Origin of the sequence: Caproicibacter sp. BJN0012 (assembly GCF_035986805.1) — a bacterium.
Lineage (GTDB): Bacteria > Bacillota > Clostridia > Oscillospirales > Acutalibacteraceae > Caproicibacter.
Genome location: NZ_CP142518.1, coordinates 432,438 through 448,737, shown reverse-complemented (window position 1 = coordinate 448,737; position 16,300 = coordinate 432,438). Strand labels below are relative to the sequence as shown.

Below are 16,300 nucleotides of genomic sequence, written 5' to 3'. Positions count from 1 at the left end.
GGCCCCGCCCTTTTGGTGTTATTTTTGTACCCGCTGTGTCTTCCGTACGCCGACAGGCAAATTATAAATCCGCTTTAAAATAATCCATGGTTGACGTTTCGCAAAACCCGCAGGAGGTGTAAAGGTTTAAAGCTTTCGCGTTATCGGCGGCCACCTGGAGCAAAATCTTCTTTGCGTTCGCTTCTTTCAGCTTTTCGACCGCCTGAAGCAAAATGGATCGGCCGAACCCTCTTCCACGGAATTCGGGTTTCACGCCCAGCCCATAGATTCCGCCGGATCCGGACCCAAGCTCCAGGTTCACTTTGCCGACGGACCGTCCGTCTCTCTCCGCAAGCCAGATGACAAACCCTTTCTTCTCTTCCTCTTCCGGCAGGCGAATTTCCCCGGACGGGACATCCGGCCGGTCCGCGCCGGGACCGGCTTCCGATTCCGGCGCTTCGTCGGAAAAATAGACGGAATCCTGTCCGGCAATTTCGCGGGCGTCCGCATTCGTCGCCTTCCGCAGTGTCACCCCGCGCAATTTACTGCGGTCGGGGGCCTCCCAATCCCGGTCTAAAACCATTTCGTATTCGGAATGGTGATAAGCCGCCCCGATTTTCTCAATGAATTTCCGTCCGGCATCCGACTTTCTGTCGCACAGCACAAGCATGCCCGCGGAACTCCTGCGTCTTCCCTCCGCCAGAGCCAGCCGGTACAATGTGGTGAAAATCCCCCTCCGCCGCTCCTCCGGGGCCACCATGCCGGTCGCCTCCAGCAGCATTCCCGGCCCGCCGAAGCTGCAGATTCCAAGATAGCCGGCTAGCCTCTGACCGTCGAAGTACAGGAACTCGTTCACGTCGCGAATGGCGCTGTCCTCCGGACGATTCAAAGCGGCCGCAAGCTTGTAGTCCAGTTCCAGCTTGAGGGCGACCGGTTCCGCCCGGCCGCATCGCATCTGCAAGTCTTCAATTTGATCACGGTCTTCGGGGGTCAACGTTTCCCTGAGCTTCAGCCAGGGCGAACAGGCAATATTCATTCAGCGTCCTCTTTTCCCTGAGCGGCGGCGGCCTGCCGGTAGACTTCGCCGAACGGAACGCCGAATTTCTCCGCTGACGCCCTCACGTCCTCATATTCCGGCTTGCTCTTCCGGATTCCGTTCCCATCGGCGTATTTTACCCTGATTCTTCCGTAAGGAGTCTCCACCGCGCCGATTGAGGTACTCAGGATGCTCCTTTGGCAAGTCGTGTATCGGACTCCCAGCGTGGTCGTATGCAGCAGCATCAGCTTTGAAATCTTCTCCCGGTCTTCCGGCCTGCACAGGCAGGTCAGCATCGACGCGGGCCGGTTCTTCTTCATCTGGATCGGCGTGACGAAGACGTCCAGCGCCCCGCTTTTCATCAAAAGCTCCGACGTATACCCGATCGCCTCCGGCGTCATGTCGTCGAGGTTGCAGCTGATTTCCGCGATCTCATCCTGCCGGCCGTCCGCCTCGCCCAAAAATGCCCGGATGCAGTTCGCGGCTTCAAAATCCTTGGACCCCATGCCGCAGCCGATCCGATCGACCCGCATCGGCTGCATTTCTCCAAACCGTCCCACAAAATGGCGCAGAAGCGCGGCTCCGGTCGGCGTGCACAGCTCGCCCCGGATCCTGCCGCCGTAAATTGGCACGCCCTCCAGAATACAGGCCGTGGCGGGAGCCGGAACCGGCAGGATCCCGTGCGCGCACCGAACAAATCCGGAACCGACATGCACCGGGGAAGCCGAAATGTCCCGAACGCCCAGCATGTGAATCAAAAGGCAGCAGCCGACTACATCCGCGACGGCATCCATTGAGCCGACCTCGTGGAAATGGATCTGGTCCATGGGAACGCCGTGCACCTTCGATTCCGCCTCCCCGATCCGGGCATATACCGCCAGCGCGTCGGATTTCACCTGATCGGGCAGGTCAAGCGCGCCGATCAGCCCGCGGACATCCTCATAGCTGAAATGATGGTGGACGTGTGTGTGTCCCTCCCCGCGTTCGTGCTCATGTTCATGGCCGTGATGTTCATGTTCCTCTTCAGTGGAACCTTCCGTTCCCACATTTATGGGAACATCCTGCACCGTTTCCTCTTCGCCGTTGACTGAAACTTTGATGTGGCTACCCGCGATGCCGCATTTTACCGCCGGCACACATTCGACCCTGACGCCGGGAATGCCAAGGCCGTTCATCCGGTCCAGAAATTTTTGCCGGTCGGGCAGCAGTTCCAGAAGCGCGGCCATCAGCATATCGCCGGCCGCCCCCATATTGCATTCCAGATAAAGTTTCATTCCCGGTTCCCTCCGATGTGATTGATTAAACTGGCGAGATAACCCGCCCCGAACCCATTGTCGATATTGACGACGCTCACGTTGCCCGCGCAGGAGTTGAGCATGGAAAGCAGGGCGGAAAGGCCGCTGAAATTCGCCCCGTAGCCGACGCTGGTTGGGACGGCGAGAACAGGGCACGCGACCAGCCCGCCGATCACGGTGGCAAGGGCCCCCTCCATTCCGGCGACGGCAACGATGACCCGGGCGCTCATGAGAATGTCCATTTTGGAAAGCAGCCGCTGCAGTCCCGCCACGCCGACGTCATAGAGCCGCTGCACGCGGTTTCCCAGCGCCTCGGCGGTGACGGCCGCTTCCTCCGCCACTGGGATATCGCTTGTCCCCCCCGTTGCGATGACGACCGTGCCGGATGCGGTGATCTCGCTCTTCCGCCCGCAGATCCCGATGCGCGACACCGGATCGTAATCTATCGGCACCTTTTTGCAGACCTCGCCGGCTTTTTCCGGCGTCAGGCGCGTGACGAGGATGTTGTGGTCTCCGTGCTCCCTTAAGGCGGTGACAATCCCGCTGATCTGGTCCGCCGTCTTTCCGGCTCCGTAAACGACCTCCGGCACTCCGTGCCTGAGCTCCCGGTGGTGGTCAACTTTTGCGTATCCCAAATCTTCAAACGGTTCCATCCTGAGCTCCAAAAGCGCCTCCTGCGGCGTGATTTTCCCGCGGCTTACCCTGTCCAGAATTTCTAAAGTCCGCTGCTGTTCCATATTTTATCCTCCGTTTTTCTCGGGCTCAGGTCCAGCAGGACGGCGTCGAAATCCGGCTCGAGTGCCGACACGATTTCCGCCCGCCGCTCCATCGCGATTTGAAATTGTTCCCCGGGAAGCTGTAATTTCGCCGCGCCGTTGAAATACCGCACGCGGAAATCGAAAAAACCCATCGCAAAAAGGGATTCTTCGGCGCGTTCGATCTTTTGCAGCAACGGCGCTGTGATTTCCGTTCCGGCCGGAACGCGTGTGGCAAGACAGGCGTAAGCCGGCTTGTCCCCGGTAAAAAGTCCCGACTCCCTCGAAAGCCTCCGGATCTCCGGCTTCGTCAGCCCGCATTCGCGCAGCGGCGAACGGACCCCAAGCTCCCGAAGCGCCTTCATGCCGGGGCGGTCGCCCGCATCGTCGGAAGCGTTTGTGCCGTCGCACAGAAGTTCGTATCCGTCGGAGCGGCTCAGTTCCCGAAGGCGGGTAAAAAGGGCTCGTTTGCAAAAATAACAGCGGTCCGACGGATTTTTTCTGACATCCGGGTCCTGCAAAATATCAAAGCCGACCACCGTCAGTGTGAGGCCGAGCGGCTCCGCGACCCTGTGCGCGTCGTCCAGCTCGAACTGAGGCTGGAACGGTGACTTGACCAGATAGGGGCGGACGTCGCATCCCGCGGCTTTGGCGGCGTACAACAGATAGGAGGAATCCGTCCCGCCGGAAAACGCCAGGGCAAAGCGGGGATTCTGTTTCAGGAATTCATTCAGTTTCATTCCAATCTTTCTTTCCCTCTCAGAAGTTGCGGAAATACAAAAAGCCCGGCAAAGAGTGGCATCTTTGACCGGGTTCATCCCAGAATTAAATTCATGCGATGCAAGGCAAGGCCTTCATGGCCTTTAAAATTATTATTATCATATCATTGTTTTTGTTCCGAGTCAAGGAAATGCCCTCTCAAAATGAACGGCGGCCGCTTCCCGCTGATCCGGAAAAAATCCTCCTGTCACACGCAAACAAGCCTGTGACAGGAGAAAAATTCTCCCTGTGCTCCGCCAAGGTCCGGGCTGCCGGAGGGATTTTTCGCTTTGTGGCAAGCGTATTTACAGAGTAATCGCCCCGGTGATGACTGCGACCAAAAGGATAACAAGAGAGACCGCATACGCCCATGGGAACGTTTTTTTCTGATGTTCCCCAAGGTCGATCTCCCCTAAGCCGATCAGGAGAAAGGTCGACGGGGTCAGCGGCGACAGCGGGAATCCGATCGTCATTTGACCGGCGATCGACGCCCTTGCAACCAGCGCGGGATTCAAGCCGATCTTCTGCACGGCGGAAGCCAGCACCGGCATCACTCCGAAGTAGTAGGAATCCGGATCAAAGAGCAGGCTGGCCGGCATGGCGATCAAACCGATAATGAGAGGGATCTTGCTTCCCAGCGACTGCGGGATGATGTGCACCAGGCTGGTTGCCATTGCATCCAGCATCCCGGAGCCGCCCATGATCCCGATAAAGGAACCGGCGGCGAAAAGGACGCTTGCCATCATCAGCGCGGCTTCCGCATGGGAATTGATGATTTTGCCCTGCAGCTTGATATCGGGATAGTTGACGACCATCGCGATCACAAGCGCGATCATGAAAGTCGGCGCGGGCGGAAGCAAAGAGGAAACCATAACCGCAACGGTAACCAGAATCAGGATAATATTGAAGACGAACAGTTTGGGACGGGCCAAATCGCCGGCATTGCCGGAAAGAGCTTTCGCCGCCTGCGCTTCTTCGAGCGACACATCCCCGGCCGGAGTCCCGGACGCCAGGCGTTTCCTCTCCTTCTTTCCGAGATAGACGGAAATCGCAAAGACGCTCAGCAGTCCGCACAGCATGGGAACCAGCATCGGCGTGAAGACCTGGTCCAGCGAAGAATGCAAAGCGCTTACGGCCCGGATCGTGGGCCCGCCCCAGGGCAGCATGTTCATGGTGCCCGCCGCCAACGCGCAAAGGGTGGTTAAAATCCAGGGACGCATGCCCAGCTTTTTGTAAAGCGGCAGCAGCGCCGGAATCGTAATAAGAAAAGTTGTCGCCCCGGAACCGTCCAAATGGGTCACGCAGGTCAGCACAACCGTTCCGACGCAGATTTTGACCGGATCGTTTTTCGCGATTTTCAAAATTCCTTTTACGATCGGGTCAAACGCGCCCGCATCCGACATGGTGGTGAAAAACAGGACCGCGAAAATGAACATCACGCCGGTCGCGACGACGCTCTTCATTCCGTCGACGCTGTATGTACCGATTTTATCCGCGTGCCCCGCAATGATACAGGCCAGGATCGGCACCGCGATCAGGCAGGTTAAGGTGGATGCTTTTTTGCTTAAAATCAGGAAAAGAATCACTAAGATGGTTAAAAAGCCAAGAAGTCCCAGCGGCATGATTTTCTCCTCCCCATAATTTAGTAAAACAGAAGGACTATAAAACTCCTTTTTCCGTCAGCAATGAAATCTGCCGGTCGCTGTAATCAAGCAGTCCGTGCAGGATCTCCCGGTTATGCTGTCCGAGCGCCGGCGCGGGGGTGCGGACGCCCGGCTTGGTATCCATCAGTTTGATCGCGTCGCCGTTGACCGTGATGTCCCCGATGGCCGGATCGTGCAGCGGAACAAACATTTCCCGCGCCCCCGCGATATGTTCATCGTTCAGAATTGCTTTGATATCCAGGATCGGCCCGGCCGGAACGCCCTTCGAGAGCACCAGGTCGACCGCGTCCCGAACGGTGAAGTCCTTGAAAAAGTCCTCTATGACCGTTTGAAGGTCATCCTGGTTCCGGATGCGGAGCGGCAGGTCGAGAAAACGCGGGTCTTCGATCAGGTCCGGCCTGTTTAAGATCTCCCTGCACAGAATCTCGTACAGCTTCTGGTTGCCGCAGGCGAGGATAAAATAGCCGTCCTTCGCCTTGAACGTGTCGTAGGGGGAAACCGCGGCATAACGGTTGCCCAGCCGTTTCGGAATTTCACCGGAAGCAAGGTATCGCTCTCCCGTATTTTCCAGCGCCGCCACGACCGAATCCACCAGGGACACGTCCACGCGCTGCCCCCGCCCGGTGAGCGTGCGCGCGTTGACCGCGGCCAAAATCCCGATGGCCACGTTCAGTCCGCCGAGGATATCGCCCATGGCGTTTCCCGCGCGGGTCGGGGGATCATCCGGCTGGCCCGTGATGCTCATCAGGCCGCCCATTCCCTGCGAGATGATGTCGTAGCCCGGGCGCTGCGAATACGGGCCGTAGCAGCCGAACCCGGAAACGGCGGCGTAAATGACGCGGGGATTGATCTTTTTCAGCTCTTCGTATCCCAGGCCGAGCTTATCCATGACGCCGGGACGGTAATTTTCGATCACGACGTCGGCCTTTTTCGTCAGCTCCTTAAAAATCTCCCTTCCTTCCTCCGATTTCAGATTCAGGGTAATCCCCCTTTTGTTCCGGTTGATATTGGCGAAATAAAGGCTTTTCCCGTTTTTGAAAGGAGGATAGGAGCGGGTGTCGTCCCCGCGCTTCGGTATCTCGATTTTAATCACATTGGCGCCCATGTCGGCCAGCATCATGGTGCAGAACGGCCCCGCCAGGACGCGCGTCAGGTCGAGCACCGTCAAATTTTCCAGCGCACCTGTCAAAGATTCCATGGTTACACCTCTTCGTCGCCGACGTGAATTTTCATCCGCATGAAAGCGGAGCCCATGGATTTGCCAAGGCTGTCGAGCCGGAGGGAAAGGGTCGCCCCGCCGCCGAGAGCGTGTTTCATGACAAAGTTGAAGCCGTTCAGAGAGGGCACCTCGTAACGGGTGACGCTTCCTTTCACCATGCCGCCGAAGTATTCGCGGACTTTTTCCACCGTGACCTCGCGCTTGATGATCGCATAGTATTCCGGTTTGCGGGCAAAGACGCAGACGTTGCTTGTGTCGCCCTTGTCGCCGCTGCGCCCGTGCGCGATCTCCTTCAGATAAATTTCCTTCATGGTCATTTCACCTCCACAATGCGGGACGTCAGTTTCACTGCGTCGCGCGGGATCAGCGTCGGCCACAGGCCGATGACCTCCTGGACATGGGAGCGGCCGCCGAAGAAACTGGCGCCCGGAGGGCCGTTGAGCTGCAGCGGGGAAATCTCCGGAATGATCTTTGCGGCTTCCGATTTTTCCTTCGTCCGGATCGCGATCCTCAGCACGACTTCATTCTGGTTTTTGATCAGGTCCCCGCTCATGTCGGCCACGCCGAGATGCAGCGCGTTCAGCCCGACATAACTCACGTTCACGTCCTCGTATTTCATCCCCTTGCGCTCCATCTTTTTTCTCAGGATCTCAGCCGCATACTGCGCCTTTTCATAGGCGTCCGGCCACGCAAAGCTCAAATAGGTGACGACTTTGTATCCGGCGTGATAGCCGATGCTGAGCTTGAGCGTATCGGGGCGGGGTTTGCCGTGAACATTCCCGACGCGGACCCGGTTCTCCCCGGCCTGCGTCAAAGTGGCATGGCTGATGTCGACATTGACGTCCGGGGTAATGTAGTTGGCCGGATCGTGAACCTCGTAGAGGAACTGTTCCTTCACGGACTGTTCGCAGATGACGCCGCCGCAGCCCGGCGCTTTCGTAACGATAAAATCGTCGTTGCCGATTTCAGCGATCGGGAAGCCGAGCTGATCCATGTCGGGCACGCCGCGCCAGTCGTACTGATAATTTCCTCCCGCGCCCTGGCCGCCGCATTCCAGCAAATGGCCGGCCATGATGCCCCTGGACAGATTCTCCCAGTCGTCCGCCCTCCATCCGAGCTCATGCACGCACGGGGCGAGAAACAGGGCGGAGTCCGCCGCGCGTCCGGTCACCGTCACGTCCGCGCCCCCCTCCAGGCATTCCACGATCGGTTCATGGCCGAAATACACGTTGGCGTTGAGAATGTCGCCCTGAATGTCCTTAAAGTCGCCGACATCGTCGATGTTCTTGAAATCGACCCCCTGCCGGAGCAGCTCCGGAATCTGGGACTTCATGTCATCGCCCTGCACGTATCCGATCTTGTAGCCGTGCATTCCCTGCCGTTCGGCCACCTGCCTGATCGCGTTTACGGCGCCTTCGATGTTCATCCCGCCCGCGTTTGATATGATGCGGATCTTTCTGTCGAACGCCTCCTTCCCGCATTGGTCCAGCAGGCCGATAAAATCTCCTGCATAGCCGCGCTCCGGATTTTTCAGCTTCTGCCGTTCCATAATGGAAAGCGTCAGCTCCGCCAGGTAATCGCAGGCCATATAATTGATGTTGCTCTTCTTCACCATATGTATCGCAGCATCATTGCTGTCGCCCCAGAATCCCTGGCCACCCCCAACGATAACTTTATTCAACAAAATACCTCCTTTAATGTATAATATTAATAGAGTATCGTTATAGTATAACGATACTCTCTATATTAGTTTACTATTTAACAAATGTCAATCCGAATTTTATTGATTTTTTCTACAAAGATTTTATAATTAAATTGTACAGGACAAACATCGATTGAAATGAGGGAATCCATTGCCGACACTAAAAGAACTGGCGGCTCTGGCCGGCGTCTCGCCAACGACCGCTTCCGTTGTGATGAGGGGAGAGGGGGACCAGAGAAACATCTCGCAGGCCACACAGCGGAAAATAATGGACGCGGCAAAGAAGATTGGGTATCAGACCAATCTCGCCGCGCGCAGGCTCCGCTCGGCCGGGGAAAAGAACACGGTGGTCGCGCTTTACTGGGCCACGGATTTTCGCGCGCCCATGATGGTGCGATTTCTTCACGGCTTGCAGCGCGCTGTGCTCGGCATTGGGCGCGGCATCGATATCATTATCCGGCCGTATGAAAACGGGAATTTGTGCCGGGCGGCTTCCCAGCAGAATCTCAGCATGTTCAACGGGGCCATCATCTGCAACGCCTCTCAGCAGGACATGGAATACCTGGAGGGAATGACCCCGCTCATCCCGATCGTGCTTTATAACCGGAGCTCCGTGAAATTCTGCGCCGCCACGATCAACAACTTTACGCTGGGCAGCCTGCCCGCCCGGATCTTTGCGCTGCGGGGGCATAAAAGAGCGTCCATCATCACCTCCGAGCCGGTCTTTGCGGAAATGCGGCTGCGGACGACCGCCTTTCTCCAGACCATAGCGGAATTTGGCATGGAGGCGATGCCCATTATTTACGAGCAAAATTCCATGCGCGGCGGATATCTGGCCGCCATGAAATTATTTGAGCAAAAAGAAATGCCCGACTGCATCTTTTTCGGCTCGGATGCAATGGCGGCGGGGGCGCTTCGCACTTTTTTTCTTAGAGGGATCAAAATTCCCCGGGATCTCGAATGCATCAGCATCGGCAACGGGGACCGCGATCTCGAAGAAAATTCGGTCATATCCATTTCCAACGTGCAGGTCCCCATGGAGGATATGGCTGAAAAATGCCTGAATCTTTTGCTGGAGCTGCTGGAGGGCAAACACAAGGAACCGTTTTTCGTCGAATTTCCGGTTGTTTACCATCCCCTGGAAAGCTGCGGCAGCATCCCCGAAAAATAAACAAAATCCGCCGGCAATGCACCGACGGATTTTTTATTGGGATAATAAAGCAGAGGGAATTTCATACGGCATGATCGATATGGATCAAGAAATACTATGCATGAAGTTTTCGTGGGAGGCGGATCACGGGTCCAGAAGATTCAGCTCTTTGATCCGGTATTGGAGTGCCCTGCGGGATATCCCAAGCTCTTTCGCCGTGTTGGTCCGGTTTCCATTGTTGCGTTCCAGGGCTTCAATAATCAGCATAATTTCCTGTTCCTTCAATGAAAGCCTTTCCTTTCCCTGTTTTCCGCCTTGGCCCAAATGGCATTCCTGCTGGTAATTTACCGGCAGGTCCGCCAACCCGATTTTATCTCCTTCACTTAAAACCGCGATGCTTTCTATCACATTTTCCAGTTCCCTCACATTGCCGGGCCAGTCATATCCCTCCATGGCCTTGTAGATCTCCGGGTCAATGGAAGGCAGGCTTTCTTCCCCACGGTTCCGCTTCCAAAACACGTCAAAATAGTATTCCGCTAAGATGCGGATATCCTCACGATGCTGTCTGAGCGGAGGACATTTGATTTCCACCACGTTCAGACGATAATACAGATCTTTGCGGAACCTTCCCGAGTAAACAGCCTCTTCCAGATTTTCATTTGTTGCCGCCAAAATGCGGGAGTGGACCTCAATCCTCTCCGACCCGCCGATCCTGAAAAAATAGCGTTCCTGCAGAACATTCAAAAGTTTCGCCTGCAGGGGAAGCGGAAGCGTTCCAATTTCGTCAAGAAACAGATCTCCGTCTTCAGCCTGTTCGAATTTTCCCTTTTTCTGCCCGATTGCTCCTGTGTAGGCGCCGCGCTCATGTCCGAACAATTCATCCTCCATCAGACTTTCGGGCAAAGAGGCGCAGTCGACGTGAACGAAAGGGCTTGCGCTTCGCGTGCCTGTCCGGTGGATCTCCTTGGCAATGGCGCTTTTCCCGGTTCCGCTTTCACCGGTAATCAGGACAGTGGCGTTGCTGCAGGAAACCTTTTTGATTTTATGCCGCAGCTCCGCCATCTGGCAGCTCGTACCGATCAGCTCAGTGGAGATTGCTTTCCCCGACTTCTTCCGTTCGTTGGTTCGCAGAATGCGCTGCACTTTCTCAGCAAGTTCCGCGCAGTCGAAGGGTTTCCCGATATAGTCGTTCGCTCCGTATTTCATCGCCTCCACGGCATTTTCCACCGTCGCATACGCTGTGATCATAATAATCGGCATGACGGGATTCTTCCGGCGCAGCTCCTGCAGACACTGAAATCCGCTGTGGACCGGCATGTAGACATCCAAAATTGCAAGATCCACCGGGTTGCCGTTGATAAGGTCAACCGCTTCTTGCCCGTTTTGCGCCGTCAAAACATCGTAACCGGCAGACTTTAATTCTTCTTGTACCATCTGACAAATGATAGGCTCATCATCCGCCACTAAAATAAGCTGTTTCATCAGGATCACATCTTTCTAGGGAGTCAGATAAAAATCACTTTTGCGCCGCAAACGGCAACATTATTCCTGCGATTTTGCGCATTCCGGGCCCTTATGAGTGATTGGGAGGCTTACGCGGCAGGCAGTGCCCTTCCCCGGCTCCGATTCAATGCTGATGCTGCCGCCATATTGTTCCAAAATTCGTTTGACAATAAACAAACCCATGCCGGTCCCGTTTCGTTTGGTCGTAAAGTAAGGAATAAATATTTTCTTTTGAAGCTCGCGGGGAATTCCGCATCCATCGTCGCTGATGACGACCTGGATTTGGTTCTCGTCACTGCGGCTTTTCATCAGTATGTTGCCGTCGTCGCCCACGGCGTCCATCGCATTGACAAGCAAATTGGAAAATATCTGGCGCAAATGGACCTCCTTGGCATAAAACTGCGGAAGATCCGGAGCCAGATCCATCCTGATTGCGGCTTGAGGTCCGGTTCGCTGACGGGTTGCCATCGTGTGACAATTCTGAAGGACAACATTCAAATCCACCATTGCCTCAGCCGGATCCCGCATGGAACTGCCCAAGGTCATCAGTTCGCTGATTACTTCGTTAATTCTCTCGACCTGAAAAGAGATGATGTTCCTCAGATGTTCGCCCTGTTGGTTATTTTGCGGAATTTTCTTGGCACACCCGTTGATAATCATCAGGGGATTCTTGATGTCATGGGCCAGCCCCATCGAAAATTCTCCTAAAAAGCCATATTGCTTGAGCTGCTCAACCTCTGCGGTTAAAAGCCGTTTTTCGGTTTTGTCACTGGCCAGAACAATCACCCCGGCAGTTTGATTCTTGCTGTTCTGCAGCGGGCTGACGGAAAGGGAAAGCACGCGGATGTCGTCATCCTGTCCAAACACAAATTCCTGATTGGTTTGCCGGTCGTTTGTCAGAATCGCCTGATGAATCATAGCCTGAAGGATTTTATTCTGCTCCGGCCTGGCCAGCACAAAAGCATGATCCTGGCAAACGCCGAACAACCGGCTTGCCGAAGGATTCATCCGCAAGACCTTTCCGCTCAAATTCAGGGCCGCGATGGCGAAGGGGACCCCTTCGAACAGGTTATCATACAGATTTTTATTCTGAAAAGCCTCATTTTCAATCAGTGTTCGCTGATAATTCAGCTTTTCATAAACATCGAGCCAGAGCAGGTCTTTTTCCGGAAAAGGCGATCCCTCTCGTATCACCAGAGTAAAGGCAAGAAACGGTTTCGCCTGTTTTTTGCTGGTCATGTGGTAATAGCAGCCCTCCCAGAAAAAGTTGCTGAATTTCTCCCCGGCAAAAATCCGGTCCCAGCAGCATTCGATAAAACGGAAAATTTTATTCTGGTCGATCTTTCTGTTTTCGATGATGCCGTTCACTTGAATTTTGTGATTCTGGCGGAACAGGGTAATCACGATCATTCCGTCCAGCTCCAGAACGTCGTAAAGTCCGTACTCTCTGTTCTTTTTCAGCGATTCCGAAACGGTGCAAGTCACGTCCGGGAAAAGCATTTGATGCACCTCTTTCTGGGGAAACAACATATTTCATCCGGCTTTTCATTATTTTTTCTGCTTTCATTATATATCGCGCTTATAAATTGCGCAATTCCTATATATTACACTTATGTTTGTGATTCATCCGCGAGCGGCAGCAGGCAGCGGCTGTGTTTCCCGTCCGCGCAGTTTCTCCGGGGCGGAGCCCTTCCGGTTCTGCTGAAAAATCAGGCAAATGCGCAATTTCTGCGCGCACCGTGTGCAGAAATTGCGCATTTTTTATCAACGCAGAAAATCCTTTGGCTTTCCGACAAAGTTCCCTCTTTCAACCGGCCAAATATCCTTGTGTAATATTGACAGATAATTAACAAACAATTTAGGGAGAAAAGCGAATATGAATGGAAACCGATTGTTGGCACCGTATTTGCTCCATATTAAGAGACTGATGAAAAACTTTGACGGCATCAAAACGGAAAAACCTGCTGCCCGAGAAAAGGGAATCAGGCAAAACCATTGCGAAAGGAGTTGAAAACAGATGTTTCAACACGTTTTGTTCGAAGTTAAAGATCAGGTAGGCTACATTACGCTGAACCATCCCGAAAAACGCAATCCGATCAATATCGACACCCACCGCGAGTTAAAGGAATGCTTCGACCTATGCGATTATGACGAAAAGGTCCGAGCGGTCGTGATCCGGGGGGCCGGCGGCAATTTCAGCGCCGGCGGGGATTTGAACGCCATGAAAACCCGGATCGACTCCGGAGTCAGGGGAACAAGGCAGGTGTGCCGCGCCGGAGCGGAAACCAACCTCCGCCTGCGCAATCCGCGCAAGCCCGTCATCGCCTGGATCGAAGGCGCCGTCGCGGGGGCCGGCCTTGCTTTGGCAATGGCTTGTGATTTTCAAATCATCGACGAACAGTCAAAATGCTTGTTTGCTTTCGTCAATATCGGCTTTGTTCCCGATTCGGGTACAACTTATTTTCTCACCCGCGCGGCGGGTACCGTAAGAGCTACGGACCTGCTGATGTCGGGAAGAAAATTCACGGGAAAAGAAGGGGCCGACTGGGGACTTTTTACAGAAGCGGTTCCGTCAGATCACCTTGAAAGCCGCGTGCGGCAGTATGTTGAGAAGTACTCAAACGGCCCTACCGTGGCTTACGGCAACATCAAGGCGATGATCAACCGCGCGCAGTTCGGTTCGTTCGCGGATGGGCTTGAGGCCGAAGTCGAATGCCAGGGCGAGTGCGAGCTGACCGAAGATTACCGGGAAGCCGTCACGGCTTTCCTTGAAAAGAGGAAACCACAGTTCAACGGAAAATAAAAGAAATTCAAAATCCGTGATAAACAGAAGGAGGAATGTCATCATGGCGGGAATTTTTGAGGGTGTTAAAATACTGGATTTCACCAATAACGTGGCGGGACCCTGCGGGACGGCGATGTTTGCCGACCTGGGCGCGAATGTTCTGAAGGTGGAACGGCCGGTTGCCGGTGACGACAGCCGGGGTATCAATCCGAGAATCGAAGGGCAGTCGCTTACCTTCATCTGGTGCAACAGGGGCAAAAAATCGGTAGAGCTGGCTCTGGACGACCCTGAATCCCAAGAGCTCCTTTACAGGATCATTCAGGACGCCGACGTGGTGATTGAAAGCTTCAAACCCGGACTGATGAAAAAATTCAATCTGGATTATGAAAAGGTTGCCAAGGTGAACCCGAAAATCATCTATTGCTCCATCTCCGCCTGCGGCCAGACCGGAGGGTACCGCACCATGCCGGGCTTTGACATTATCGCGCAGGGGATGTCTGGTCTGATGGACCTGTGCGGCGATCCGGACGGGATGCCCGTGAAAAACGGCGTGACAATCGGGGATTATGTGGGCGCCTTTAACGCGTTCGGCTCTATTTCGGCGGCGCTGTATCATCGCCTTCGCACCGGGGAAGGACAGTATATCGACCTTTCCCTTCTGGACGGCCTGATCAGCTGCAACACGACCGCTGAAAATGCCGCGAATCTGGAAGCTCATCCCACCCGCTCCGGTCCGCACCACGGCACAATGGCGCCTTACGGCATCTATATGGGCAAAAACAATCAGTGCGTTATCATCGCCGCGTTTACCGCCGGCATGTGGAACAAACTCTGTATCTCCATCGGCAAGCCCGAGATGCTGGAGGACCCCGACTTTGCAACGAGCGGAATGCGCGTCAGGAACCTGAAGAGGCTGGTTGCCGTTTTGGAGGAATGGCTGCGTCAGTTCGACAATATCGACGACGCCGTAAGAATCATGAAAGACGGCGGAGTCGCCTGCTGTAAGATCCGTTCGACTTACGAGGTGGTGCACGACCCGGTCCTTTGGGAACGCGGCACTTTTGTCGAAATTCCGACGCAGCCCAGCTTCCAGAAAATCAAAAGCGTCAAGACCCGCGGCCCCTGGATCCGTTTTTCCAAAACACCGGCGGAAATGAAGCGGGCACCCGATCTTGGGGAACACAACTATGAGATTTTGGAAGAGTACGGCTGGGATAAAAATAAGATCGACGCCATGGAAGCAAAGTGGTCCGGGAAATTTAAAAAGCAGTAATCTGAATAAAGGAGTGAAATCATCGTGACCAATCATTTCTATCTTCTGACCGAAGAACAGCGCGATCTGCAGCTCATGGTCAGGGAATTCGCCGATAAGGAAATCATTCCGACCGCCAAAGAATGCGAAATAGACGGCACGTTTCCAAAGGAACTATACCGGAAAGCCTTTGAAATGGGACTGACAACCTATACCCTGCCGGAAAAATACGGCGGATGCGGCGGGGACATTTTTACATATTCGCTCATCAAGGAAGAGCTGGCAAGAGGCGACGCCGGTTTTTCAGGCACCGTTGCGGGCGCTTACATGGGCATTGTCCCCATCAAGGTAGCCGGAAACGAATATCACTGGAAAATCGCGGCCGACATTCTGACTAACGGGGGCCTGATGTCCTTTGCCCTGACCGAGCCGAACGCGGGTTCCGACGCCGCGGCGGTAAAAACAAAATATGTGAAAGACGGGGACTCGGTCGTCATCAACGGCCGAAAAGGCTTTATTTCAAACGGGGAAGTCTCCAATTTGTATACCGTCTTCGCGACCTCGGACTCCTCTCTGGGTGCCAAGGGAATCGCCTGCTTTTTAGTTCCCCGCGACACTCCGGGCATTTCCATCGGCAAGCACGAGGATAAAATGGGTTACAGAACTTCCTGCACCAACGACGTTGTCTTCGAGGATGTGCGGATTCCCCTCAAAAACATGATCGGCGCCGAGGGAGAGGGAATGTCGATCTGCAAGCGTTCCCTCGGCTACACCCGTCCCACGGCCGGCGCCGGCGCGGTGGGAAACGCACAGTATGCCTATGAGTGCGCTGTGGAGTATTCAAAAGTACGGACGACATTCGGCCGGCCCATCTGCAAAAATCAGGGGATTTCCTTTATGCTTGCAAACATGTATATGAAGCTGGAAGCGGCCCGCCAGATGGTCTGGTATTCCTGCCGCTGCGCGGACGCCGGGATTTTCGACGCAAGGCTCTCCTCCTCCTCCAAGGCTTTCGCCGCGGACGCGGGAATGGAGGTCTGCACCGACGCGGTCCAGGTGCTGGGAGGCTACGGATACAGCCGGGAATATCCGGTCGAGAAAAGGATGAGGGATGCGAAGATCTACCAGATCTTTGAAGGGACCAACCAGATTCAGAGGATGGTCATCGCGAGCGACATCCTGCATTCCTGAATGAAGGAGG

Annotated in this window: 14 protein-coding genes; 4 read left to right on the top strand and 10 right to left on the bottom strand. The window is 54.8% G+C overall.

Annotation, left to right across the window (positions count from 1 at the left end):
- Positions 1-61: 61 nt before the first annotated feature.
- The 8 genes from VA597_RS02270 to VA597_RS02235 form a co-directional block, all read right to left on the bottom strand.
- A complete protein-coding gene (locus VA597_RS02270; protein ID WP_326975033.1) occupies positions 62-1,015 on the bottom strand; it encodes a GNAT family N-acetyltransferase in 954 nt (317 codons plus the stop codon).
- The gene (gene larC, locus VA597_RS02265) at positions 1,012-2,289 is read right to left on the bottom strand and encodes a nickel pincer cofactor biosynthesis protein LarC (RefSeq protein ID WP_326975032.1); all 1,278 of its coding nucleotides are present in this window, start codon (positions 2,287-2,289) and stop codon (positions 1,012-1,014) included. The genes VA597_RS02270 and larC overlap by 4 nt, the downstream gene beginning before the upstream one ends.
- Positions 2,286-3,047 carry a nickel pincer cofactor biosynthesis protein LarB gene (gene larB / locus VA597_RS02260; protein ID WP_326975031.1) on the bottom strand — a complete coding sequence of 254 codons (762 nt, stop codon included), beginning with the start codon at positions 3,045-3,047 and terminating at the stop codon, positions 2,286-2,288. Before larB ends, larC begins: the two co-directional genes overlap by 4 nt.
- On the bottom strand, positions 3,026-3,805 hold the full coding sequence (gene larE / locus VA597_RS02255) for an ATP-dependent sacrificial sulfur transferase LarE (protein WP_326975030.1): 780 nt from the start codon (positions 3,803-3,805) through the stop codon (positions 3,026-3,028). Before larE ends, larB begins: the two co-directional genes overlap by 22 nt.
- 324 nt (positions 3,806-4,129) lie before the next feature.
- Complete coding sequence (locus VA597_RS02250) at positions 4,130-5,446, bottom strand: CitMHS family transporter (protein WP_128741439.1); 1,317 nt, start codon at positions 5,444-5,446, stop codon at positions 4,130-4,132.
- Positions 5,447-5,483: 37 nt separating this feature from the next.
- Positions 5,484-6,686, bottom strand: coding sequence for a CaiB/BaiF CoA transferase family protein (locus VA597_RS02245; protein ID WP_128741438.1), 1,203 nt, complete (start codon positions 6,684-6,686; stop codon positions 5,484-5,486).
- Positions 6,687-6,688: 2 nt separating this feature from the next.
- A complete protein-coding gene (locus VA597_RS02240) occupies positions 6,689-7,018 on the bottom strand; it encodes an AtuA-related protein (RefSeq protein ID WP_128741437.1) in 330 nt (109 codons plus the stop codon).
- A gap of 2 nt (positions 7,019-7,020) precedes the next feature.
- The gene (locus VA597_RS02235; protein ID WP_243112589.1) at positions 7,021-8,388 is read right to left on the bottom strand and encodes an acyclic terpene utilization AtuA family protein; all 1,368 of its coding nucleotides are present in this window, start codon (positions 8,386-8,388) and stop codon (positions 7,021-7,023) included.
- Between the two features lie 172 nt (positions 8,389-8,560).
- Here VA597_RS02235 and VA597_RS02230 point away from each other — a divergent pair, with 172 nt between their 5' ends.
- Entirely contained in the window at positions 8,561-9,580 is a 1,020-nt protein-coding gene (locus VA597_RS02230) for a LacI family DNA-binding transcriptional regulator (protein ID WP_326975029.1), read from the top strand.
- A 123-nt stretch (positions 9,581-9,703) separates the two neighbouring features.
- Here the strand turns inward: VA597_RS02230 and VA597_RS02225 are convergent, their stop codons facing one another.
- Positions 9,704-11,041 (bottom strand): sigma-54-dependent transcriptional regulator, encoded by a 1,338-nt coding sequence (locus tag VA597_RS02225; protein ID WP_128741434.1) that lies wholly within the window; start codon positions 11,039-11,041, stop codon positions 9,704-9,706.
- Positions 11,042-11,101: 60 nt separating this feature from the next.
- Positions 11,102-12,562 (bottom strand): two-component system sensor histidine kinase NtrB, encoded by a 1,461-nt coding sequence (locus VA597_RS02220; RefSeq protein ID WP_326975028.1) that lies wholly within the window; start codon positions 12,560-12,562, stop codon positions 11,102-11,104.
- A gap of 532 nt (positions 12,563-13,094) precedes the next feature.
- On the opposite strand from VA597_RS02220, the gene VA597_RS02215 reads away from it, so the two are divergent.
- From VA597_RS02215 to VA597_RS02205, 3 genes are read left to right on the top strand one after another with little or no spacing between them, the layout of a single operon-like run.
- Positions 13,095-13,865: an enoyl-CoA hydratase/isomerase family protein gene (locus VA597_RS02215; RefSeq protein WP_326975027.1), complete on the top strand. Its 771-nt coding sequence runs from the start codon at positions 13,095-13,097 to the stop codon at positions 13,863-13,865.
- 43 nt (positions 13,866-13,908) lie between these two features.
- Positions 13,909-15,120, top strand: coding sequence for a CaiB/BaiF CoA transferase family protein (locus tag VA597_RS02210; protein ID WP_326975026.1), 1,212 nt, complete (start codon positions 13,909-13,911; stop codon positions 15,118-15,120).
- Between the two features lie 24 nt (positions 15,121-15,144).
- The gene (locus VA597_RS02205; protein WP_243112588.1) at positions 15,145-16,290 is read left to right on the top strand and encodes an acyl-CoA dehydrogenase family protein; all 1,146 of its coding nucleotides are present in this window, start codon (positions 15,145-15,147) and stop codon (positions 16,288-16,290) included.
- The last annotated feature ends 10 nt before the right edge of the window (positions 16,291-16,300 follow it).